Raw genomic sequence first — 22,987 nt, 5'->3', positions numbered from 1 at the left:
CGGCGCCTACAGCTCCATCCACGACCGGCGGTCAGCCGGGCCGGCCAGTGGTGTCCACACCGGCCCCGATGCCCCGTGCTGTTCGAGGTCTTCCAGCACCGCGGCCCCCAACGCGACCTGGGAGGCGAGCTGTGTCACCAAGGAGTGCACTCCGACCATTGCTCGGAGATCGTTGATCCGCCGTTGCAGGGCTTCCGGTCCAGCGCCGGTGAGGACGAACAACACGCGGGGAAACCGCGGGTAGAACCGCTGCCAGGCGAGCATGGTCTCCTGGTCGGCGACGGTGCCCCGCCGGCCGGGAGGCTGCGGGGTGTAGTCGTGGAAACGGGCGTAGGAGATCAGCTTTCGCGAAAGGCGTTCGCTGCTCATGGTGGCCCGGTCGACCTCCACGAACGCCCGGTACTGCAGACGCCTGGGAGCAGAGGCGGTGTAGTGCAGTACGGCGTCGGCGATCAGCTTGTCCTCGCCGCCTGTGTCCGGCAGCCGGTGCGCGATCTCCGGGACCCAGTCAAGAGGCCCGTACTCGTCGCTGCGAGTCCGTGCGTCTGCGAGGAAGGCCAGGTGCGTGCGCAGGACGGTCAGGGTGTGCGGGGCCCGCAGTGAGGCTTCGGTCCCCCCGGTCAGCGGCTGCACCAGCCTGCCCCGCAGTTCCGGCCAGCCGGAGGTAATCCGGGCTCCGCGGTGGGTGAGATACCAGATACGCGTCATGCGGCTGCGGGGTAGCACCGTGAAGGAGATGAGTTTGTCCTCCCGCAGTGCGTTCAGGACCTGGGACGCGGCCTGCCGGGTCACGTCAGGCATCACGAGTTGCTGCAGTTGAGGAGTTGTGGCCAGGCGGTGCTGAGCCAGCAGAGCCAGAGTCCGGTGGGCCTGGGAGTCCTCTGCACTGGGCTGGGAGTCCACCTCCGCTTCTTCCGGGAGCGGCAGGTCGGCGTAGAGGTCGGGATCGGTGTTCATGCGAACTGTCCTTTTCGGGTCGCGCCGGGGGACGGCTGGGAGGTGGAGGGTTGGCTGGTGTCCGCTTCTGGCCCGGGGGCCTTGCCGGGCACGGTGAGGAACGCGCGGACGATGGCTTCATGGGTCGAGGCGACGGCGGTGAGTTCCGCCAGTGGCTTGGCGTCGGTATGGGTGTCGGCGGCGTCCTGCAGCTCTTTGGTCTTGCTTCCGAGGGCTAGGTCACCGAAGACTTCGTTGAGTTCGGGGCCGCGGATCCGCAGTGGCCCGACGCGTGTTCCGCCGACAGTGAAGGAAGCCCAGTGTTGGTAGCGGCCGAGTTCGGCGGCGTCGGCGGGGCTGACCTGGTCGCCCCACTCATTGGTGACGTACCGGACGGCCTCTGTCGATCCGGCGGTGGTCGACAGTGATGACGCGTTTTGCAGCAGCGCGGTCCGCACGTCGGGGCTGATCCGGTGCAGGAGCTGGGTCATGCCGTGCATCCGGACCCCGAACTTGCGGAGCTGCTCGGTGATTTCCGCCAGCGAGGTTGAGGCGGAGCCGTCCAGTGAAATCAGCTCGTCCAGATACAGCCGGAACGGGGTGCGTTGCTTTTCCGGCAGGTCGCGCCGGGACAGGCCGGCCCGGAGCATGTCGCGGACGATCATGGAGGTCAGAAGCCGGTCGGTCGGGCCAGTACCGGCGGGGCAGATCCACACGACCTTGGATTCGTCCATGGCGCGGCGCATGTCGTAGCTGCCGGTGGGGGAGCCGAGGAAGGCTTTGATGACGGGGGAGGCAGCGAGCCGGTCGAGGGGGTTGAGGACGGTGGGCAGGGCGTCGGCGGGGATCGCCGGGAACGAGGTCGTCCACCACCGCTGGGCGTCAGCGGTGAGCCGGGCGATCACCAAGGCCCGGAAGGTGGCGTCCGTCAGCAGCGGGCGCATCTGGAACACGGTGGCCTGGCAGTCTGCCTTGCTCTCGGCGACGGCCTTGGCGTTGACGGCAACCAGTGCTTCGACGGCCTTGGTCAAAATCGTGATAGCGCGGGGTGCGTTGGCATCACCCCACCCGAGGCTGGTGGCAAAGGCATCAACGACGGCCGCCGTCACCTCGTGCGCCGCCGCCCCGCTGGTCATGCTGAGCGGGTTCCAGGACGCCAGCCGATCGGCGGGATCCCGGACGGTCAGATCGAACAGCCACGTCCGTTCCATGATCGTGTCGTGGGCGAGGTAGGGGGCGACGGTGGCCCAGGAGTCGCGGTGCGGGTCGACGAACGCCAACCCGCCTCCGTGGTGGGCGACAGCGACAGCCTGGACCAGGGCCCGGGTGGTCTTGCCCCAGCCAGCCTTTCCGACCTGCACCTCGAACAGCGTGTCCGACTCCCGGGTCGCCAAAAGCCGAGCAGTGCCGTCCGGGCCCCGGTGCCAACCCTGCGGCAGCAACGACGACTTCGGCACGTACGTGGGGATGTCACCGGCCATCAGCGGCAACCGGGCATGCATCGTCGGGGGCTTGAGGAGACCGGCGAGTTCCTCCATGCGAACCCAGGAATCCCGGCCCGGCCGGATCAGACCGCTGGCCCAGCGGCGGTCGAACCGTGACCGCCACGGCCAGGAGTCCGGACCGAACCGCACTGGTCCCCACGACCAGCCCACCGACGACAACCTGGTCCGCGCCGCGAACACATCCAGCGCGGCCTCGATGTGCCGCAATCGCCGCTCGGCACGCCCGGTCTCCTCCGAGGAACACCGCACCAGCAACTGCACCCGGACCAGGCCGGTGTCCTCCATCAGCTTGCCGAGCGCCTTTTCCCGGTCAATCCGTGGCGGGCGCGGCATCCGTATCAGCCGTCGGCCGCCGCGTTGATCCGGCGGCGCCAGCAGCTGGGTCAGCTGCCAGCCCCACGAATCCTCCAAAGCAGCGGAGTCCTGGGCCATCCAACGCGCCTCGCGCTGGGCCTCCTGCCGCGCCCGCTGCCGGGACGCATGGACCACGTGCCAACGGCGGCTCTTGATCCCCCACTTCGAGGCGGGCGACAGATCCAGGCACACCTCGGCGAGGTCGCCAAGATCGGACCGCAGGTCAGCCACCGCGTCGATCAGCGGCTGCAGCGGATCCGGCTGGAGCGGAACCTCCCGCAGCTTCGAGCTTGCTGTGCCGTGCAGGGCGAACACCGCGCGCACGGTGTGCTTGCTCTTCTTGTATGCCACCGGACGGGCCGGCTCAGTCTGTACCCGGGCGTAGGGGGTCTGCTGCAGCAGGTGCTGAGCTGAGGCCGGGCCTTCCACCCGGTAGGTGAGCGGTTTGCTGCCGTCGGCCCGCAGCCGGATCCGTACGGTGCGGGCGTGGCGGGGAGCCCACCACTTGCCGGCAGAGGCAGCCCGGATCAGCTGGGCGCCGAACCGCAGGATCTCCTCTTCGTTCGTCTCGAACTGGCCGGAGGGCACCAGCTCGACGAACATTCGCTGCTTGAGTGCCTCTTCGGCCAGGTGATGCCGCACCGCCTCCCACCCGGCCCATACCAGGGCGGCGATCAGTGCCAGCCACCACGCGTTGCCCATCAGCCACACCCCGGCGTGCCAGGTCCAGACGATCAGTCCGAAGGCGACGCTCCACCAAGGGCTGGAGGCGAGATCTACTGTGCGGGGGTCCATGACGTTCCTTTCCGGATGAGGCGGACGGTGGCCGTGCGCTGGTCGAGGAAAGTTCCGGCCGGGTCGGCGCCGGCCCACACCAGCCGCACCACGACGCCCTGGGGGTGATCGCGGTCGGCCTGTGCGGCGGCGGCCTGGATGCGGAAGCGGGTGTAGGCGGCGGCCGGGGCGGAGCCGGTGAAGTAGTCCGGCCACTGCTCGCGGCCGGCACCGGTGGCATCAGCGGTCCACACCGCCCGGCCGATCGCGACCGCGCGGGCTGCTGTGTCGGCGGGCAAGCCGAGGCCAGAGGGTTCGGCCCGGTCCAAGCCCTCCTGTATGAGGTGGTCCGCGGCCGGTCCCGCGCCGAGCGGCGGCGCGTCCATCGTGGTGGGCGTCGTGGTCACCAGCCCGCTGGTCGGCAACCGTGCGCGCGGTCCGACCACGGCGGCCGTGGCGGCGGCCAGGCGGCCGGGGCTGAAGCTCCGAGTGGGGCCCGGAGAGGAGCTTTCACGATGGACAGAGCTGTCGGCAGCAGCCGGGGCTGGGCGCGGTGACGACCCTGCGGAGGGCGGCGCCGTTCCCTCGGGCAGCGCAAAGAGGATCATGCTGGCGCCGCCGGCGGCCAGGACCACTGCGATCGCGAGCAGAGCGGATCCCGAAAACCGCGGCGACAAAAGGGAATTCATAGTATTCGAGCTCCTCCGGCGTAGTCGGGCAGGGCGGTGAGCGGGTCGATCCGGACCCGGGTTCCTGGCTTCGGGGCATTGATCATTTGGCCGTTGCCGAGGTAGATCCCGACGTGATGGATGCCGGCGTTGCTGGTCGGGTCGGGACCGTAGAAGATCAGGTCACCGGGCTGGAGGGCGCCGAATCCGGCGGAGGCGGGGATGCGGCGGCCGACTCCCGCCTGGGGTTCGGTGGTCCGCGGCAGGCGAACGCCGACCTGCGCATACGCGTACAAGGTCAGCCCGGAGCAGTCGAAGCCGACGACGGTGCGGCCGTCCTGGTGCTGCCCGGGAGAGCAGCAGATCCCGGGGGAGGGGCCGTTGGCGTTGCCGCCGCCCCAGGAGTACGGGACGCCGAGCTGAGCCAGAGCAGCGGCGACCACTGTCCGGGCGTCCCCGGTCGCCCCGGACGCGCCCTCGGTTCCGGCCGTGGTGACGGTGACGTCGTAGCGGTGGATCGCGTTCAGGACGTCGGTGACGTAGGCGGTGGAGTGGTTGTAGGAGAACACCGCGGCCCGCAACTGGTCCTCGTCGGCGAGGTCGCGCCCGTTCCCGCACAGATAGTTCGCGGCGGTGAGCGCTGCGTCGTCGGCGTTGTGCGGGTCGATGTGGCCGTCGCCGTTCGCGTCCCTGCCGTACGTGGCGAACGTCGCGGGCAGGAACTGGAATGGGCCGACTGCCCGGTCGAATTGGACGTCGCCGTCCCAGCGGCCGTGGTCGGTGTCGCGGATCGCGGTGGTGTTGCCGCCCGCGCCGGAGCCGTCCAGGCGCGGCCCGAGGATTCGGGGAGTGATGTCCCCGCCCGGGCTGATGGCGTGCCCGGCGGCGTTGTCCGACTCGATGGTGGCAACGCCGGCGAGGACCTGCCAGCGCATCCCCCGACACGTGGGCGACACCCTGGTCACCGCTTGAGCCTGGTGGGTGATGGCGGTGAGGATCCGGGCCGGGATGCCCGTGACCGCGGCGACGCCACCGGTCACGGCTGTTCGACTGATCCCGGCAGCCAGGATCGCGCCGACCGGCCCAGCGCAGCACACCGCAGCTGCCATCATCAACGCGATCAGCCAGCAGCCCCTCCGTACGCCCTTCACGACTCACCGCCATGGTCGCGGTCCCATTGCCAGTCGGTGCGCTGAGCTTCCATCAGGGCGTCGAACACTCGGCGCCGGTCCGCTCCTGGCCCCTGGTCCGGGTGGAATGCGGTCGGCCCAGGCTCCCGTGGATCCGCCATTCGCCGCTCGCTGCCGGCGCCGAGCAGCCAGCCACCGACCGCGGCGTCGCGGACGAAGGCCCGGGCTTGGGCTGCCGGGTCGTGGACGTCGATGGCGGTGGCCAGGCGCTGCCCGACGTGCGCGGTTCCCCGCTGGACATCGCGTCCCACGGCCGCCCAGTCGTCTATGCTCTCGCCGACGCGTCCCCGGGTCACCTGCAACTGGTGTAGGGCATCGCGTGTGAAGGCGGTGGCGTGCCGACGGCCCTCGGAGACACTGCGCGGGAGGCCGAGGGTCGCTCCATGGGCGATGAGCGCACCGCGTCGGGCGATGCGGTAGCCGCGGAAGCGGACCGCCCGGTTGTGGACGCGGGAGCTGAGCAGCGTCCGGTCCGTGTCCGGGTCGTGGAAGAGCTCCCCGGTGTGCCGGTTGGTCACCGGGGCTTCGCCCTGCTGGATGATGTCACCTTTGCCGTCCCGCATGTCCGGCCCGACTGGGCGGCGCATCCGCTCCAGCGCTTCGTCGTCGGGGCGGCGGCCGATCAGGGTGGCGTAGGCGCCGCGCAGGCCGAGCGTGGCCGCGGTGACGGCCATGCCGACCGGGGCGAGCCCGCGGCGGGCCTCGGCCAGCGCGTCGCTCGTCATGCGGCCGCCGTCGAGCGGCGTGCCCGTGGTGTCCGTCATCGCCAGGGCGTTGGACAGGAATCGCTGGCGCAGCAGCAGTGCGCCGTGCGCACCGGACAGGCCGCTCCCTCCTCCGAGGCGCAGACCGCCTCCACCGTTGGTGGACAGGTGGGCGCCGATCGCGGCACCGAGTTCGGAGCTGTCGCCGGGCAGGTGGGTGCCGCCGATCTTGGAGTACCGCAACCGCAGTGCCAGGCGCTGACCGAACTGGGCGGTGGCGGCCTGCAGCCGGCGGTGGAAGACCAGGGCCGCGATGGCGAACGCATCGAGCAGCAGCAGCCGTTCGATCATGGAGCTGCTGTCGGTGGAGGTGAGCAGGGCGTCGATGCCGATCCCGAACAGGGGGATCGTCATGGCGGTGGTGAACATGACCATCACCGAGGCCAGGAACGTGCCGATCCACCGCCACACGGCCATGCGGGACGGACCGGGCAGCATGCCCCAGATGAACGTGACCCCGCCGACCGCGGCAGCGGCGACATCGGCGGCCTGCGTGCCCAGCAGGATCACCGCGAGCGAGGCAGCCATGGCGGTGACGACCACGGCGGCGACACCCAGCAGCAGGACCCCGCCGATCCGGTCCCACGACGGAGCGCGGGCGTAGTCGGCTGCCTGCTTCCCGACGTCGCCGGCGTTGTCGAGGTCGTCCAGCAGCGCGGCGAACTCGGGGTCCGAGGGGCCCGGCTCCAGCGGTGAGGTCGCCGTGCCGTTGCAGTAGTCCTTCGCCGGGCCGTGGATTTCCGCGCAGGGACTGTTTTCGTCCTTGTCGGCTTCGCCCGCGCCTTTGACCATCTTCAGGTGGGCGGCGTAGGCGGCCCGGTTCTCGGGCTTGCCATCGTCGAGGAGCCGCCCGTACTGCAGCAACTGGAACGGCTTGACGACCAGGGCGTTCGTCAGCGCGTCCTGCACCGACTTCGCCACGTCGTCCCCGCTGCCCACCGCGGGGCTGGAGCAACTGGCCGGTGCGGGCCGGTCCACGCGGTCGCATGTAGGGCTGCCCGGGCCGCTGGTGGGGGTGTTGCCGAAGTAGGAGTTGCTGGTGATGGCAGCGAGCTCGACGGCGGCCTGGTGGGTCTGGTCCAGCGGGCCGTCCTTGGCCAGGAGGTAGTCCGGCCGGACGAACGCGGATGCGGCCAGCGCGGCGATGACCAGTGTCAGGACGATCTCACCGAGGCCCCGGCCGACCTTGCCGCGGGCGACCAGGATCAGCCCGAACACGAACGCCCAGGACAGCAGCATGCCTTCCAGGCCGATCGCGCCGACCACGTGGGTGGCGTAGGCGTCGGACACGGCTTGAGCCGGGCGGAGCATCGCGGTCAGCAGAGGGAACCGGAACGCGAAGCCGATCAGCCAGCACGCCAAACCGACCAGCAGCCTCACCAGGGAGAACAGCCCCCCGAGGATGAGGGTCTGGAACTGGCTGGTGACGTCGGTGATGTCACCGCCGTCGGCCCGCAGCTTGTACCCGCTCAAGGGAGCGCCCTCGGAGGTCGTCACGTTCAGCGGCGCCAGCAGACCGCCGCCCCCGGCGGTCGCGGCGTGGTCGGCGGCCGCGGCGACGGAGGTGTTCACCGTCAGGAACACCACGACCAGCAGGGCTACGAATCCGGCGGAGCGGAGCGTGCCGCGGTCCCAGCGCTTCATCGTGCCCTCCCGCTGGCGGTGACGATCAGACCGATGGCGGCCGTCAGCGCGGCCGTGGAGAATCCGACCAGCCACAACCCTTGAGCCCGACTCGGCACCCGGCCGGTCAGCGCAGCGGGACCAGTGGCCTCCAAGCCAGCAGGAGCGCAGTAGTCACGGGCGGGACCGACGATCAGGTCGCACGGGCTGCCAGCCGCCGCGGCGGTGGTCGTGGCCGTCTGCTGCGGTGCCGGACCGGTGGCCGACGCCGCGACAGGTCGCGGCAGAGCCCAGACCGCCACGAGGCATCCGATGAGGGCGGCCGCGGTGCCGAGGGTCAGCACCAGCCGCGTCCGTGTTCCACGGGGCTTCATTGGAAACTCCCGGCCGGTGTGGTGAAGGGCACGGCGGTGTCCGTTTTCGGTGCCCGCCCGGTGCTGGCCGGTACGCTCGGGGCCGCCCCGGGGGTGGTGAAGATTGCGTCGTGGATGCGTGGCACGGGCGGGACGTGGACCTTGATGCGTCCGACGTTCATGCGCGGGTCGCGCAGCAGCATTTCGCCCTCCCGGCCGGCCTGTCCGACCGGGGACAGACCGGTGGTGACCAGCCGCACCAGGTCCTCCGACTCGGGGTCGAGACCGAGGAAGGACAGGCCCTTTGCGGCCCGGGCGTGGTCGCTGGTGCGGGCCAGCAGCTTGTAGGCGAGCAGACCTGCGTCGGGGCCGAGCTCGTCGACGTCGTGGGCGCCGAGGATGACGCCGGCGGCGTGCTTGCGGCCGTCGTGGAGTATTTCCGAGACCAGCGCGGAGCCCTCCGCGCTCGAGGTGAGCCAGTAGCACTCGTCCAGGGCCACCGTGCAGAACCGGCTCGTGTCGGTGAACGCGGCCTGCCGGGCCAGCGCGGCGATCAGATACAGCACTGCCCGGCCGATCAGCGCCTCCAGCGGTTGCTGCCGCAGCACGTCGATGCTGCCGATTGCCTCCTTCGGGGGGAGCGTGAGGCCGGCAGTGGTGACCACGACCATGTCGGAGCCGAGGTCGCCATCGAGGGAGACCGGCGGCAGGCCCGGGTCGAACACCATTCCAGCGAGCGGGTTGGATGCGACGATGCTCACCAGGTCGGCCATGGTGGCGGCCGCGTCCCGCCGGGTGCCGGGCATCTGATCGTCCGCGGCCAGGGTGGCTAGGAAGTCCAGCACGAGGCTCATGGACGGCTTCGGGTCGGCGGCGGCCTGTGCGACGGCGTGGTGGAGGACGGCGCCGGCAGCGGTCATCGGCCCGACCCCCAGCTGCAGCGTCAGGTAGGACAGGGCGTAGTGCGCGCCGATCCGCCCGCCGAACACCCGCAGCGGGTCGATGGACAGTTCGGCCTTCGCGGCGTCGATGACCTGGCAGCGCTCTCCGGCGGCGGACCGGCCGAAGCCGGCCCACTCGCGGACCGGGGTCCGGTCGATGACGATCGCCCGCCCGCCCCGGTCCACCACTGACGAGGTGAGGAGCTTTTCCACGACGCTCTTGCCGGCGCCCAGGTCGCCGACAATGCCCAGGGACGCACTGGCGTTGCGCTGCGGTGCGTCGGCGATGTTGAGCAGGACCGGCCGGATCGTGCCGCAGTCCAGATCGACGCCAACCATCAGTCCTGTCGGGTCACCCACGGACATCGACGTGAAGGCACCGGCAGCAGCCCAGTCCTGCGACAGCTGGTGCTGGGTGAACTCCCGCACCACCGCAGGCCGGGCCGCGCCGGGCAGCCCGAGCGCGAACAGCTGCTCCTGCATGCCGTGGGGGCGGATCGCCCGGTAGTCCGCCCCCGACAGCACCGCCGCCAGCGCGCGGGCCCGGGCGTCGCACACCACCGCATCCTCGTTCCACACGGTCAGCACCGTGACCGACTGGACTTCGACCTCGACGCTGCTGCGCGAGAGCCGGGCGTCCTCCTCGGCCAGGTCACCGGCCGCGTGCGGCAGCGAATGCGGCATCCCGGTCGGCTGCGCGCCGTACTGCTCAGCCTGGTCCAACAGCTCCCTCTTCTTGCGCTGTACCTGCTGCCGGGCCTTGTCGGCGGCCACGATCTGCAGATCGACGGTGAAGTCGACCGGGAAGTCCAGCCCTTCCAGCTGTGCGAGCACATCCGAGGTGTCAACCGCGCGGCTTGGGGGGAGCTCGGCGAGCGCGAGGTGGGCCTGGTAGCCGGTGCCGGCCTCGCACTCGACCTGCAGCCACCGACGTACCAACGGGGACGCGGCCTCGTCACGCTTCCACCACGGGCGTCCCCCGGTCCCCTCGTTCCGACGGGCTGCCTTGCTCGAGCCGTCGGCGGACTCGCTCGGTGAGGGGCGGCCGCCTTCGGCGAGACGGACCTGCCCGAGGTCGGCGTAGGACGGGGAACGAAGCCGCCCGTCCCGCACCGAACCGCCGTACAGCACGGAGGCCTCGGCGTCGGCGAGCAGCGGTTCGTTCAGGCCGCGGTGCAGAGCGTGCTGGACCATCCACACGATCTCCGCAGGCGACGCGGGCCGCAGCGACAGACCGCCACCGAGGGCGGCCTGTACCCGGCTGGCCTGCTCGGTGTACTCGGTGACTTTTGGTTCAGGAACCGGCGTCGGAGGCAGACCGGTCGCGGTAGCCAGCTCGGACCACATCGCCTGGACCGTGGCCGACAGGTCGTACGAGCCGCTCGGAGTGGTCAGCGGGACCGCCAGCCACAAGGTGCGGCGGTGCATCTCCTGCCCGGCCAACAGTTTCAGCGACGCGGCCGCCGTCTCCCGCCACGCCGGGAGGTGCCGCCAGTCCAGGCCGGTCACCATCTGCTCGGCGATCTCCCCCGGATCGACTTGTGCAGCCAAGCCGAACAGCCGAGGGGACCCGGCCAGCGACCGCACCAGTCCCGTCACCCGCCCCAGCAGCTCGTCCCGCACACGAGCCGGCACGTAACGGCCGCCCATCGGCCCCACCCGCCAGACCGCCCAGACTGTGCCGGAGGTGGACCACACCAAGTGCCCGGCGATGTGCCGAAACGGAATCCTCATCGCATGCCTCCGAGCGTGGGGTTGCTGTTGTGGAGCAGCTGGGCCAGGCCGCTGACCGGTCGGACCGGGGCGGGGCTGGCGGAAGAGGGGGACCGGCGGCGCTTCGCCCGACGGCGAGGCCTGGCTGACGCGGTGGGCGCGTCCTCGATGACGAACGCCCCGCTCAGGCGGTGAGGGCCACGGTCGCGGGCAGCACGGCCGCCGATCCGCCCGGCCGCAGGCGCGGCCAGCAGCATCAGCCAGCCCACGGCGGCCGCCATCGGAGACCGACCCGCGATCTTCGTCCCCCGGGCCGCCCAGATCGCCACGCCCCACGCCACGACAGGCAGCGGCCCGAGCCACGACCACCAGGAGAACGTCCTGATCAGCACGAGCGCCCCGCCGGCCATGACACCCAGCTGCGTCGGTGTGTAGGGGCCGAACGGCAAGGTGAAGTCGCCCAACTTGCCCAGCACCCACGGATGCCGCCGCGCCGAGGTGTAGACACGGGCGACCTGGTCCCGCTCCGCCGCGGCGCTCACAGCACCCCGCCCGTCGTACCCGCCGCCCCGGAGGGCGGCGGTGCGGGCAGGTCGGTGACGGTCCGCTCGATGACGCCGGACCCCTTGGACGGGTTGTTGATCTCGTCGGTGAACGCATCGGACAGCACGTCACGAGAGGCGTACAGGCCCATGCACAGCGCCAGCCCGATCAGCGCGCCGACCGCGGCCTTCACGGAGAACTTCCGGGCTGCGGTGACCACGACGATGACAGTGAGGACGATCGGCAGGGACCGCTCGGCCCAGCTGCCCACGAGAGTGATCAGCGAGTTGCCGACGTCGGCGAACTTCCCCGCCATCAGCGTGCCCGTGGTGGTCATCGGCCCTCACCGCCGGTCGCGGTTCCTGCGCCGGGCGTCGTCTGCACGTGCGTCGTCTTGAGCGGGGCTCCGGCTTCCAGGGCGGTGACCTCCCACCGTCCGCCGCGGGCGGCCAGGGACAGCACGTACGACAGCGGCCACTGGTCACCGGCCGGATCTGTCGCGGTGACCTGCGCTCGCACCGTCACACGCCGGCCGGCGTTCGGGACAGCGCCGTCAGCGCTGTCGCTGTCCGCGTCGACCTGGTCGACAGTCACCGACCGGTACCGGGTACCGCGTACGGCGGCGAGCGCGGTCCCTGGCGACAGGTACCGGTCGACCTCACCGACGCCGGTCAGGTAGGCGGCGAAGAACTCCGCCAGCGAGCGTGTGACCGGCCCGTTGGTCGGCAACGGACGGGAAAGAGTCGACTCCGGCACCGGAGCCGACGCGGGTCCGGCGACTTCCGCCGGCGGCGCGGTCACCGTGAACGCGCCCGCCCCGTCGCTGTGCTCGGCCGACTGAACGGGCACGGCGAAGTACCGCACCGAACGCAGCCGCACGGCCGGCGTCGTCGACGCTCCCTGCGCACCGGCGGAGTCGAACTGCGCGGCCACGACCACGGACCAGCTGCCGTTGCCGAGTTCGACACTGCGCACCGCCACCGTGCGCTGGAGGACCAGCCCGGCCGGCTTGCCGGACCGCTGCGGGAGAGCAACGGTGGGCGCGAGCGCACGCACCGCCTGCGCAGTGCCGCTCTGGTCATCGGCGCTGCCGCTGCGCAGCCACAGATCCGTGAACAGGGCGGCCACACCGCCCGGATCAGCGATGCGCACCGCAGCCGCGACGGGGGCCTTCGGCTGCACAACTGCTCCGCTCGTGTGGGGCGTTGCGCAGTTCGTCAGGAGGGCCAGTGGGCCGGCGGCCAGGGCTGCCCACACCCCGATCCGGGCCAGCGACACCCCCCGGCGGGTGGTGCGCAAGCTGCGCAACGACAGGCGTGGAGTATGTAGGGCTGCGGACGCGACGGTGGACGGTGGCGGCTGTCGGACGTCTGTGGTCATGCCAGGGCTCCCATGGTGGGGACGGGGGGACGTCCTCCATGAAGCCCGGGACCACTCACCGATTCGCTCACCGAATTGGGGGGTCAAAAATTACAGTTCGGCATCAGTCGTTTCGGTGAGTAGTCGGTGAGTAGCACCGAATAGCCGGTGAGCTGCGACGACTTTGCTCACCACCGCAGGTCACAAGAGCTGCGCCGCCACTCACCGTGTTCCAACGGCCCGGCAGTTGTGGATCCGGTGTGGGACTGTCCGGCCGCCATCGCCGGCAGCGCCGAGTCCCTTTTCGAGGACCCGAAGAGCCCGGAGTATCACCGGCGAGCCGGGCGCCGCGTCTTCAGTGCAGAAGTGCGGACACTGCCGAGCCGTTCGGCACCGGGCCCCAGAAAGCTGCTCACCGGCGATGCACAGCACACTCACCGAGTGATTGCGCATCGCTCGGACGCGCAGGTCCCGCCGTCGGTATCGGCACGGGGGACGTCGCTGCGCACGGCCCACTGCGCAGGAACACACAGGGCGCTGCGCAGCCAGATCAGCGAAGTGCCCAAAGCCGGGAGGCAGTACCGGCGGCGTGCGCAAAGGCAAGTGGCCCGCAGGCAGTCTGCGGGTCACTGGGTGACAGATCGGTGTGCCGCACCGAGTCCTGGTGTCACCGTGCGGGATCAGGACTCGGTTCCGGACTCCAGGTGCTGACGAGCCTCCTTGACGATGCGCTCCCACTTCCAGGCCGGCTCACCGTGGATGACAGCGAGCTTGGCGCCTACGCCGCGCTGATAGCCGTGTTCCCGCAGGTAGGCCACGGCGGTCTCGACGCGCTCCACGGTCTCGGACTTGCGCTCGCGCGGCTGAGGTCCTGTGGGTCGGCCGGCTGCGCCGGTGCCGTCGCCGGTCCGGCGGCGGTCGAAGTCCTGCAGGTCGCCGCGGCGGAAGGCAGCGATCTGCCGGCGGCCGCTGGGGCTGACAACGGTCCCGACGGGCTGGGGGAAGTACCCGGTGTCCATGCTCAGGTACTTGCGGATGGCGCCGGCATCGGTGAAGCCGAGCAGCTCGGCAGCCTGGTTGATGGAGAGCACGTCGTCGACGTCGCCCTCGTACAAGGCCGGGTCGCTGGGCAGCACCTTCGCCTTCTTGCGCTCCTGGTGCGCCGCGTAGAACCGCTCGAACTCCTCCTGGTCATAGAAGTCGACGCGCTCGATCGTCACGGCCTTCTCCGGGTGGCGCGCATCCTCGGGCTGCTCGGAGCGCTTGGTGTACCAGAGATTGACCGTGGCACGGCTGGCACCGGTCTGCTCAGCCATCCAGTCGCGGTTGACCACGACGCGGCCGTTGAAGGTGCGGGTTTCGGGGTTGGGCTGCTTGGCCATGTCGTGGGACCTCCGCAGGGTCTGGTGGGACGGGGTGCTGGCACGGGTCGAGGGCCCGTACACTGGAGGTACTCCTTCCTTTGGTGGGCTGGAGTACCGATGGTCGGTAGGACGTTCGGTCGGGGTTGCCGCCCGCGGCCGACACCTCTCGAGGTGTTCCTGCCGGCCATCATTCTGTCTGCCGCTCCCGCGGCCGACACTTGTAATGATGCACGCTTCTGTGATGAGTGTCAACTTCGGAACCTGAACCGGCCAACGTGCACACCCGGCCGCGGTCACGTCCTGCCGCCGTCGCAGTCGACCGTGAAGTCCGGCGTCGGCACAGCGTGCGGCTAGTGCGGATCCCGTCCAATCCGTGGCTTGCACGGACTGGACCAGGTGGCCGGCCGGGCACAGCACCAGGACGCGGCCGTAGCTGGTGTGCCGGATCAGGGGACGTCCACTGTGAGGCGTTGCAGCGGAGCGGGCGGAACCCTGGGCGGCCTGGCGGACAGCAAAGGCCACCGCCTCGAACTCAGACACGAGCCAGGTGACGTCATCGGGCTCGGCGGAATGAATGAGGCCCACGCCCCACTCGGGGCGCGGCACTGTGAACTTCCCGGTCAGCGTGCGTGCGGCCTCGGCACGAGAGATCGTCCGCCACCCGAGGGCCTGCAGGACCTCCTCGATGTCACCGGGGGTGCGGGGCGACCAGGGATCCTCGCGGCGGTAGGGCAGCGGGTGTGTGGGCTCCATCAGCCGGCTTCCGTGTCCTGCCGTGGGCCAGCCCTGGGGGAGTCGCCAGATGTGGGAGACGCCGACGGCGCCGGTGGGCCGGTGCAGCCAGACGTGAATGATCAGCGGGGCGTGCGGGACGAGGAACGAGCGTTGAGGGAAGGGGCTGCAGGGACCGGGGTGGCCGGTGTCGAGTTGACAGTCCGAGGGAGGAAGGGTGCAGCCGCGGGGCATGTCGTCTCCTTGGCGTTGCGGGTCGGCATAGGCGGATGTGTGGTCGTCGGGCTGAGCTGTCGCCGGGTGCTGCGGCTCATGGCGAGCAGCGCGGCGTGTGCCGTCGGATCGGCAGGTGGCTGCGGAGGATGGGTGAACGGACTGCAGGGTCCGCGGTGGCCGACGCCGCGGCGGCACGTGAAGGGGATCGGCCGCGAGCGGCCTCGGCGGCACTCTCGTTGGGGCATTGGGGGTCTCCTTGGGGTCATGCCTGTGTGTCGAGGGGCTCTGTGAGGGCGAGTTGGCGCCAGCCGGGGTCAGTGGTGACGATCCGGCTGCGCCACTGGAGGGCGTAGCGGGGGCAGTTCTGGCATTTGGCGGCCCGGTGGGTGCAGCCGGGCAGCCGTTTGCCGTACCGAGCGCCGGTGCTCCATGCGAGCGAGTCCGAGGAGACGAGCAGGTGGCCATACGCGGCGATGCCCAGGGCTTTGACGCCGTAGCCGTGGAGCCTCAGTCCGCGGTCGGCGAGCGTGGTCATGATGGCGCCGACTTCGGCGGTGGCCTGCCGGCGGCACACCGAGCCGACACCGACGATGAGTTCACCGGCCAGGTCGATCCCGGCCCGCTTGTAGAGGCGGAGGCAGTGCTTGTAGTCGGCCAGGGTCCACCCCTGGACCACCGGCATGATCGGCAGGTCTGGAGCGATCTCCTTCAGTTCCAGGAAGTTCGCGACGGTCTGCTCCTGGTGGAAGCGGACCGCAGTGGTGAGGTCCTGTTCCGGGTCGTCCGGTTCGAGGCCGCGCGCCAGGCGCGTGCCCTCGAACCGGTCGCGGTGCCCAGGCGCCAGGTGGCGGTTCCTTCCGAAGATCACCCACGGCTCGCACATCCAGTCCTGTGGACCGGCCCACACCAGCTGCCCGATGGCGTCGTGGTAGCGGCGGACTTCGGCGGCGTACTCGGCCGCGGTGATGCGCCAGCGGCCGTGTTCCTTCAGTTCGGTGAAGGCGCCGCTGTCCAGGGCCCACGGGGCGCGGGCCCGCGGGAAGGTTTTGCGCTTGACCAGCCGGTTGCGGTTGATGCACAGCGACACGTCCAGCTCACCGAGCCAGTGCGGCATGTGGCTGCCCAGGAAGAACCTCACCTGCCCGTGAAGGCCTCGGCGTAGGGCTTCGGGTACGGCAGCACGGTGCCGCGGATCTCAGGGCGCTGGGTGCGCGGGCCGATGGCCAGGGCGTACCGGTGTTCTGTGGACATACGCTGTGTTGCCTCATGTCGTGTTGCGGCTGAGGGAGTCAAGTGATCTACGAATGGCGGCTGTTCTGGGTGGGCGACGGCGGTGATCCCGTCGGAGGCCGACCTGTCCCCGGCTGGGAGGACTTGGAGGCTCGCGAGCGGGCGCTCGGGCTGCGCGAGCGGCAGCCGATCCTCGTCTCGCCGGATGGCCGGGTTGATCCTCGGTTGAGTGAGTGCCTCCGGCGCTCGGCGTTTTCAGCCAAGGCGCAGGGCACCCAGGTCACCTACGCCCCGCTCTACCGGCTGTTCTTCACGTTCCTGTGGCAGCGCGGGTTGAACTGGGACGAGGCGTCGGAGGACGACGTCGAGGACTGGGAGGACTGGCGTCGACGAGGGGCGACGAATCCGGCGCCGGTCGACGGCGGTACGTGGGCGAAGGAGCAGGCCGCGTTGAAGCTGCTGTATGGCATCGCGGCCCAGCGCGGCCTCGTACCGGCGAACCCGGTGACGCTCACCTCGCCGTCGGACGTGAAGACCTCGGACGTGAAGTGGCTGTCGCCCCGGGCCTTTCGGCTGTGGCGCAACGTCGGGCTCGGCGGCATGCTGCCGAGCGGCCTGGAGGACGAGGCGTGGCGCGGCCGCTCGGCTGGCCGGGACACGGCTTACGCCGACCTGATGTACTCCAGCGGCCTGCGGCGCCGCGAGGGCGGCACCCTGCTGCTGTGCGAGCTCCCGGCGCTCGGGCGACGGAACTACTACGCGGGCCGCGTGGGCCAGGCTGTGGCCAAGAGGGCCGGCTACACCTTCTACGTCGGCCATCAGGCGCTTCAGCGCGTCGAGGGCTACCGGATGAGCACGCGCGCCTTCGCGGTGGCGCGCGCCCGGCGGCGCGGCGTCTACGACCGGCTGCCCGACCTGCGCATCATCCAGAGGGTCAGCCGGGCGGGCCGCGTGCAGTGGAAGGGGCGGGACGGGCGTGCGGGCGAGAGTGCGCTGGGGCGGCTGACGGCCGCTGAGCGGATGCGATTGTTCGTCGAGGGTGAGGACGGCCTGGAGCCGGCGATGCTGTGGCTGACCGAGAGCGGGCTGCCTCTGCGGTACACGAGCTGGACGAAGGTCTTCGAGCGGGCGAGCGACCGGTGCGCCGCCGCGGGGCTCAAGGTCTTCGCGACGCCGAAGATGCTGCGGCACTCCATGGCCCTGCGGACGCTGATCGCGCTGCACAACGCCCTGGACCGCCGACTCGGTCTGACACCGGCCGAGCGCCTGCACTACGAGGAGGTGTACGGGCAGGTCTGGCTGATGGTCAAGGACATGCTCGGGCACCGCAGTGAGCAGGTGACGCGGGACGTGTACCTGGAGCCGGTGCGCGGGCTGCAGCTGGAGTCGCTGCTCGGCGACGACGACAACCCGGTGAACGCGGAGACGATCGCGGAGCTGGCGGCGCGCACGGGCCTGATCCTGGACGCGGCGTGAGCGGGCGGGGGCGCCGGGCGGCGCTGCCGCCGACGGACTACCGCAAGGCGCCGGTGCTGGACGCGGACGGCCTGGTCATCCGCCCGGTCAGCGGCGCCGGGAAGCCTCTGGGCGTGTGGGACTTCCGGGACAGCGCCGGCCCCGTCGACTTCCGGCGGGCGCTGGTGGCCGCGCTGGCCGCGCAGGGCCGGGGCTGGGGCAGCCAGGACACCTACCAGACCAACGCCGGCGCGCTGAAACTGCTGTTCAAGGACGCTGCGGCGGCCGAACCGCCCGTCGCCGCGACCGGGCAGATCACGGTGGAGTGGTGGAAGCAGCGGACCGGCGACACCCATACCCGCCGGGTCCTGGCCGCGGTCGTCAGGCGGGCGCCCGGGGTGCCGGAGGCGACCCGGGTATTCATGGAGACGCCGCGGCGCCGGCCGCCAGCCCGGCGCGGGCGGCCGCGCAAGCAGGCCCACACCCGGGAGGAACTGCGCCGGATCCGGGACGCGGCCGCCGCGACGGTGCGCGCCGGGCGGCTGAGGATCGCGGCGAACACCGTGGTCCTTCAGCGGTGGAGAGCGGGGGCGATCGAGCCCGGGGACGGCGACTGGCCCCTCGGGGAGGTGCTGGACGTGCTGGCCCGCACCGGGGACCTGCCGCGCTACCCCAACAGCGCCGACCGCGCGGTGACCGCGTACGCGGAACGCGCGTGCGGCTTCGAGGGCAATGCCGCCTCGCTGAGTCGGCTGTTCGCAACGCCGGTGGAGATCGGGGCGGCGGCCGTGCTGCTGATCGTGCACGAGGGGTGGAACCTGTCGGTGCTCAAGAAGATGGATGTCCCCACCTGGTGGCCGAACGCGGACCGCGACGACCCCGCCGTGCACCAGGTCGACACGGACAAGGCGCGGCGGGGTCGTCGCCGGCACGCGAGCAACACGCTCGTCGACGTGGGCGAGGGTTCCAGCGGCCGGGCCCTGCGGCATGTGCTGGAGCTGACCGCGCCAGCCAGGGCCACCCTGGAGGCGCTGGGCCGCCCGGCGACGAAGCTGCTGGTCGGCCACCGCGGCCTGGGCGGACGCGAGAATCTGCGCGACCACGTGCTCGGTGCAGCCCTGGACGGGGCGATCCGGCGCTGGCAGCAGCAGGTCCGCGACGGCGGCGTCGACCTGCCCGCCCGGGTGCACGCCCAGGCGCTGCGCCACAGCGCGCAGGCGCACCACGGTCGGGCCCGCAACAACACCCAGGCCACCCACGAGCGGGACTACCAGCTCAAGGACGAGGACGTCCGCGCTGCCTCGCGCGGCGCTGTGGAGCTCGGGCTGGCCCAGGCTCTGGCCTCCGCCCGGCAGACGGTCGCCATGCGCCTGGTCGACGGGCTCGACGCCGAGGGCGAGGTGAGTGCCGAGCTCGTGGCCAAGGAGGCCGGGATCGACGTGGAGGTGGCGCGCCGGATCGTGGCCGGCCGTCTGCGCACCCCGGTCGCCTCGTGCGCGGACTTCCTCAACTCCGACCACAGCACGGCCGGGATGCCGTGCGCGGTGTCATTCCTGCTGTGCTTCGCCTGCCGCAACGCGGTCGCCATCGGCCGAGACCTGCCCCGCATTGCCTATCTGCACCAGGCGCTCGAATCCCTGCGATCGGCCGTGACCCCGACGGTGTGGGCTGCGGACTGGGTGACACACCATGCGCGAATCGGTGACTTCCTGACCACCTACACCACCACCGACGCGCGGCCCCAACTGGTCGCCGCCGCGGCCGACAGCGAGCGGGAGCTGATCCACGCGATGCTGGAACGGAGGCTCGACCCGTGAATGCGTCCTCGCCCCTTCCCGCCGGGCCGGAAGTGATCGACCCCGCCCCGGACACCTTCGTCCTCCCGTTCAACCGACTGCGGCCCGGCTTCGACCCGGAGCAGCTGCCGCGGTTCCGCGATCTGGCCTGGCGCTTGGCGCTGATCAGCCCCAAGGAGCCGAACCGCTCATTGGTCATCGACTGGAGCCGCTGTCCTGCCGGGCTGCGGCCCGGCTTCATGCGCGCGGCCTTCGCCGAGCTGAACGTGCCGACCCCGGCCGTGCTGCTCTAGCAGCGGGCCTCGCGCTCCACCACCCAACCGGGCACTTTGCGCCACTACTTTCAGATCTGGACCCGCTTCGCCTCCTGGCTCGGCGGCCGCGGCATCACCGAACTCTCTCAGGTCACGCCCGGCGACCGACATGCTCGAGGTCCTGGACCAGGAGAAGGGCCTGGCCCTGGCCGAGACCCTCACCGAGGCCAGCGAACGCCTGGCCGCCGGCGAGCAGGTCAGCGGCCCGGCCGCCGATCGCTACCGCGCCGCGGCCGCCGAGTTCTCCGACCGCTACACCGGGACCTACCTCGGCAAACGCGAACTGCGCGCGCTGGTAGCCAACCCCCGCCTCCAGGTCTACGAGGACCCGAAGGCGTTCCTGACCTGCAACCACGACGCGTTCACCGCGCTGTGCAACCCCGACCGTGACCGGGCAGGCGACAGCGGCCGGAACACCCCAGACCACTCCCGCTGCCACCCGGCGTGCGCGAACATCAGCCGCACCGACAGCCAGATCACCGCCCTGCGCACCGAGGTCGCGCGGATCGACGCCGCCGCCGACGCTGGCCTCGACCCCTACCCCAGCCGCCCGCGAACAGCAGCGCAAGAACCAACTCACCGTCATCATCCGCCGCCACGACGCCCAGCCGCCGGCCGACACCGAACCTGCGGAGCGACAATGAATGGCCCTGCCGCGGCCGCCCCCGGACCGCGCGACAGCGCGGCGCTGGCCCAGCTCGTCGGCGAGGCCTTGGCCCACGCCCAGGGCTACGCAGCCACCGAGGACGCCGCGGAGATCAGAGCCATCACCGACGCCATGGTGCGCCTGCTGATCGGCGCCCCGCTGCACTCCGACGGCAAGCTGACCGTTGTCTCCCTGGCCGCCGAAGCCGGACTGCGCCGCAACAAGCTCACCCACAAGCACACCGGCCTCAAGGACCTGTTCTATGCCCTGGTCAAGGCCCGCACCCCCGTCCCCGAGACGTTGTCCGACTCGGCGCGGGCCCGTGCGGCCAAGCAGCAGCAGGACCTGGCCCGCGTCCGCGCCGAACGCGACGATCTGCGCGGGCAGGCGCAGCTCCTGGCCAGAATCGTCCACGTCCTGGAGATCGAGAACAGCAAGCTCAAGGAGACCAACGCGGCCCTGGAGCAGCAGGTGGTCGCCCATGCCTCGGTCCCCGACCTCACCCGCCGGCGGCGCCGGCCCTGACCCCGGCGTCAACGCCGAGCGGCGGCACCCGCCCGGATGCCGCCGCTCTTGCGTCCGGGAGTCCTACAGGCCGAAGGCGCCGCCCTCGATGCCCTGACGTGGCGACCTTCGGCCGATCTGCATTCCAACGAGTCGGCTGCGAGCGTCCCCTCCCGCGGATTCGTCTACGTCACTTCGCTCACGCCGAGTCCCGACCAACTGCCCGATTGGAGGCTTGGCGGCAGGGAAGTTTGCAGGCTCTGTAAGCACTTCAGAGGCGTACCGATTCGCCGGCAAGCCCTGTCACGGTGCGGATTGTCCGTCCGTGTCGAGTGCGACGGGTCCCGATCAGCCGGCACACGACGTAGACGAGGAAAGAGATCGTCGTGACGTAGGGGCTGATGGGGATGCTGCTGCCGAGGGCGAGGAGGATGCCGCCCTCCATGGCGACGATGGCGAACAGCACGCTGAGCAGGGGCCGGAGTACCGGAGAGGCTGTCACCCGGGAGGCCGCGGCGGCGGGGGTGACGACCAGGCTGAGGACTAGGAGTGCTCCAACTACCTGTACAGAGAGGGCGATCGTCAGTCCCAGGAGGAGCATGAAGGCCACGGACAGGCCACGGACGGGCAGGCCGCGCGCCTCGGCGACCTGCGGGTCGGCGCTGGCGAAGGTCAAGGGACGCCAGATGGCAGCGAGGACGACCAGTACCAGTGCGGACACCGCCAGCATCCATCCGGTCTGAGGGTTGTCGACGGCGACGATCTGGCCGGTCAGCAGACCGAACTTATTGGCGGAGCGACCTTTGTAGAGGGCCAGGAACAGCACACCGAGGCCGAGCCCGAACGGCATCAGGATGCCGATCACCGAGTTGCGGTCCCGGGCGCGGGCGCCCAGCACTCCAATGACCAGGGCGGCGATGAGCGAGCCAGCGATCGAGCCCGCCACCACGTTCACCCCGAGCAGCAGGGCAGCCGAGGCGCCTGCAAAGGACAGCTCGCTGATCCCGTGGACCGCGAAGGGCAGGTCCCGGAGCACCACAAAGACTCCGGTCAGCCCGCCGACCAGCCCCAGCACGCCGCCCACGATCAGTGAGTTGCGCACCAGGCCGAGCAGGGCGCCGTAGTCCTGAAAGTTGAACATCTGGTGCCACATCTCAGCTGCCGTCATGGGCGTGCTCCGTCCGTCGCATGTTCGTCCGCAGCATCGAGTTCTGGGTGGTGCACAGCCTGCTGGTCATGGGTGCCGACGACAACGATCCTGCCTCGTACGCGCAGCACGTCGACCTGCGAGCCGTACAGGGCCGACAGGGACTCCGAGGTGAGTACCTCCTCCGGCGTACCGGTGCGGTGTCCCTGTGGGGCGAGGTAGAGCACCCGGTCCACCAGGTCGAGGACGGGATTGATCTCATGGGTCACGAACACCACCGCGGTCCCGTGCTCTCGGCGCCTGCGGTCGATGAGCTCGGTCACCGCCCGCTGGTGGTGGAGGTCCAGGGAGAGTGTCGGCTCGTCGCACAGCAGCACGCGCGGGTCGGTGGCCAGGGCCTGCCCGATGCGGACGCGCTGCCGTTCGCCGCCCGAGAGGGAGCCGAGCGGCGCGTTCGCGTAGGCCGACGCGCCGACGGCATCCAGGATGGCGTCGATGCGGCGCCGGGTGGCGGCGTCGCGCCGGCGGAGCCCGAACCGGTGTCCGTCCAAGCCGTAGCCCACCAGATCGCGGGCCCGGACCATGTCGTTCGACGTGGCTGTTCCCTGCTGCGGCACGTACCCGATGTGGCGCGCGGCCTGCCGGGGTTGGCCGCCGAGGACGCTGAGGCTGCCAAAGGACAGCGGCCGGCGTCCCAGGAGGGCCTGGACCAGACTGGACTTGCCGGAGCCGTTCGGTCCGAGCACCGCCCAGAACTCCCCGGGGGCCACGTCCAGATCGAGGTCCTTCCACAGGGTGCGGTCCCCGTACCGCAGACCGCCCTTCCTCATCCGGATCAGGGGCCCCGGCCCGCCATGACC

18 protein-coding genes are annotated in these 22,987 nt (G+C 70.9%); 4 read left to right on the top strand and 14 right to left on the bottom strand.

The window, feature by feature from the left end; translation table 11 throughout:
- Window positions 1–6 precede the first annotated feature (6 nt).
- From ABZ883_RS35385 to ABZ883_RS35330, 12 genes are all read right to left on the bottom strand, one after another.
- Window positions 7–957 carry a replication-relaxation family protein gene (locus ABZ883_RS35385; RefSeq protein WP_360913679.1) on the bottom strand — a complete coding sequence of 317 codons (951 nt, stop codon included), beginning with the start codon at window positions 955–957 and terminating at the stop codon, window positions 7–9.
- The gene (locus ABZ883_RS35380; RefSeq protein WP_360913677.1) at window positions 954–3,590 is read right to left on the bottom strand and encodes an ATP/GTP-binding protein; all 2,637 of its coding nucleotides are present in this window, start codon (window positions 3,588–3,590) and stop codon (window positions 954–956) included. Before ABZ883_RS35380 ends, ABZ883_RS35385 begins: the two co-directional genes overlap by 4 nt.
- Window positions 3,572–3,976 (bottom strand): hypothetical protein, encoded by a 405-nt coding sequence (locus ABZ883_RS35375; protein ID WP_360913675.1) that lies wholly within the window; start codon window positions 3,974–3,976, stop codon window positions 3,572–3,574. The genes ABZ883_RS35380 and ABZ883_RS35375 overlap by 19 nt, the downstream gene beginning before the upstream one ends.
- A gap of 278 nt (window positions 3,977–4,254) precedes the next feature.
- A complete protein-coding gene (locus ABZ883_RS35370) occupies window positions 4,255–5,277 on the bottom strand; it encodes an NlpC/P60 family protein (protein WP_360913673.1) in 1,023 nt (340 codons plus the stop codon).
- A 107-nt stretch (window positions 5,278–5,384) separates the two neighbouring features.
- Window positions 5,385–7,835: a hypothetical protein gene (locus ABZ883_RS35365; protein WP_360913671.1), complete on the bottom strand. Its 2,451-nt coding sequence runs from the start codon at window positions 7,833–7,835 to the stop codon at window positions 5,385–5,387.
- Complete coding sequence (locus tag ABZ883_RS35360; protein ID WP_360913669.1) at window positions 7,832–8,188, bottom strand: hypothetical protein; 357 nt, start codon at window positions 8,186–8,188, stop codon at window positions 7,832–7,834. Before ABZ883_RS35360 ends, ABZ883_RS35365 begins: the two co-directional genes overlap by 4 nt.
- Window positions 8,185–10,842, bottom strand: coding sequence for an ATP-binding protein (locus ABZ883_RS35355; protein ID WP_360913667.1), 2,658 nt, complete (start codon window positions 10,840–10,842; stop codon window positions 8,185–8,187). The genes ABZ883_RS35360 and ABZ883_RS35355 overlap by 4 nt, the downstream gene beginning before the upstream one ends.
- The gene (locus ABZ883_RS35350) at window positions 10,839–11,363 is read right to left on the bottom strand and encodes a hypothetical protein (RefSeq protein ID WP_360913665.1); all 525 of its coding nucleotides are present in this window, start codon (window positions 11,361–11,363) and stop codon (window positions 10,839–10,841) included. Before ABZ883_RS35350 ends, ABZ883_RS35355 begins: the two co-directional genes overlap by 4 nt.
- Entirely contained in the window at window positions 11,360–11,701 is a 342-nt protein-coding gene (locus ABZ883_RS35345; protein WP_360913663.1) for a hypothetical protein, read from the bottom strand. The genes ABZ883_RS35350 and ABZ883_RS35345 overlap by 4 nt, the downstream gene beginning before the upstream one ends.
- The gene (locus ABZ883_RS35340; RefSeq protein ID WP_360913661.1) at window positions 11,698–12,744 is read right to left on the bottom strand and encodes a conjugal transfer protein; all 1,047 of its coding nucleotides are present in this window, start codon (window positions 12,742–12,744) and stop codon (window positions 11,698–11,700) included. The genes ABZ883_RS35345 and ABZ883_RS35340 overlap by 4 nt, the downstream gene beginning before the upstream one ends.
- Window positions 12,745–13,403: 659 nt before the next feature.
- The gene (locus ABZ883_RS35335) at window positions 13,404–14,105 is read right to left on the bottom strand and encodes a hypothetical protein (protein ID WP_360913659.1); all 702 of its coding nucleotides are present in this window, start codon (window positions 14,103–14,105) and stop codon (window positions 13,404–13,406) included.
- A gap of 1,192 nt (window positions 14,106–15,297) precedes the next feature.
- A complete protein-coding gene (locus ABZ883_RS35330; protein WP_360913657.1) occupies window positions 15,298–16,173 on the bottom strand; it encodes a hypothetical protein in 876 nt (291 codons plus the stop codon).
- A gap of 155 nt (window positions 16,174–16,328) precedes the next feature.
- On the opposite strand from ABZ883_RS35330, the gene ABZ883_RS35325 reads away from it, so the two are divergent.
- From ABZ883_RS35325 to ABZ883_RS35310, 4 genes are all read left to right on the top strand, one after another.
- Entirely contained in the window at window positions 16,329–17,741 is a 1,413-nt protein-coding gene (locus ABZ883_RS35325) for an integrase (RefSeq protein ID WP_360913655.1), read from the top strand.
- On the top strand, window positions 17,738–19,537 hold the full coding sequence (locus ABZ883_RS35320; RefSeq protein ID WP_360913652.1) for a hypothetical protein: 1,800 nt from the start codon (window positions 17,738–17,740) through the stop codon (window positions 19,535–19,537). Before ABZ883_RS35325 ends, ABZ883_RS35320 begins: the two co-directional genes overlap by 4 nt.
- Window positions 19,534–19,809 (top strand): hypothetical protein, encoded by a 276-nt coding sequence (locus ABZ883_RS35315; RefSeq protein ID WP_360913650.1) that lies wholly within the window; start codon window positions 19,534–19,536, stop codon window positions 19,807–19,809. The genes ABZ883_RS35320 and ABZ883_RS35315 overlap by 4 nt, the downstream gene beginning before the upstream one ends.
- Window positions 19,810–19,939: 130 nt before the next feature.
- Complete coding sequence (locus ABZ883_RS35310) at window positions 19,940–21,001, top strand: hypothetical protein (protein WP_360913648.1); 1,062 nt, start codon at window positions 19,940–19,942, stop codon at window positions 20,999–21,001.
- A 250-nt stretch (window positions 21,002–21,251) separates the two neighbouring features.
- Here the strand turns inward: ABZ883_RS35310 and ABZ883_RS35305 are convergent, their stop codons facing one another.
- Both ABZ883_RS35305 and ABZ883_RS35300 read right to left on the bottom strand, forming a co-directional pair.
- Window positions 21,252–22,148 carry a metal ABC transporter permease gene (locus ABZ883_RS35305; RefSeq protein WP_360913646.1) on the bottom strand — a complete coding sequence of 299 codons (897 nt, stop codon included), beginning with the start codon at window positions 22,146–22,148 and terminating at the stop codon, window positions 21,252–21,254.
- The gene (locus ABZ883_RS35300; RefSeq protein WP_360913644.1) at window positions 22,145–22,957 is read right to left on the bottom strand and encodes a metal ABC transporter ATP-binding protein; all 813 of its coding nucleotides are present in this window, start codon (window positions 22,955–22,957) and stop codon (window positions 22,145–22,147) included. The genes ABZ883_RS35305 and ABZ883_RS35300 overlap by 4 nt, the downstream gene beginning before the upstream one ends.
- Window positions 22,958–22,987: the final 30 nt, after the last annotated feature.

Source organism: Streptomyces sp. NPDC046977, assembly GCF_040644455.1.
Classification (GTDB): domain Bacteria; phylum Actinomycetota; class Actinomycetes; order Streptomycetales; family Streptomycetaceae; genus Actinacidiphila.
The sequence above is the reverse complement of the archived record's forward strand: the minus strand, read 5'-3'. Positions and strand labels throughout refer to the sequence as shown.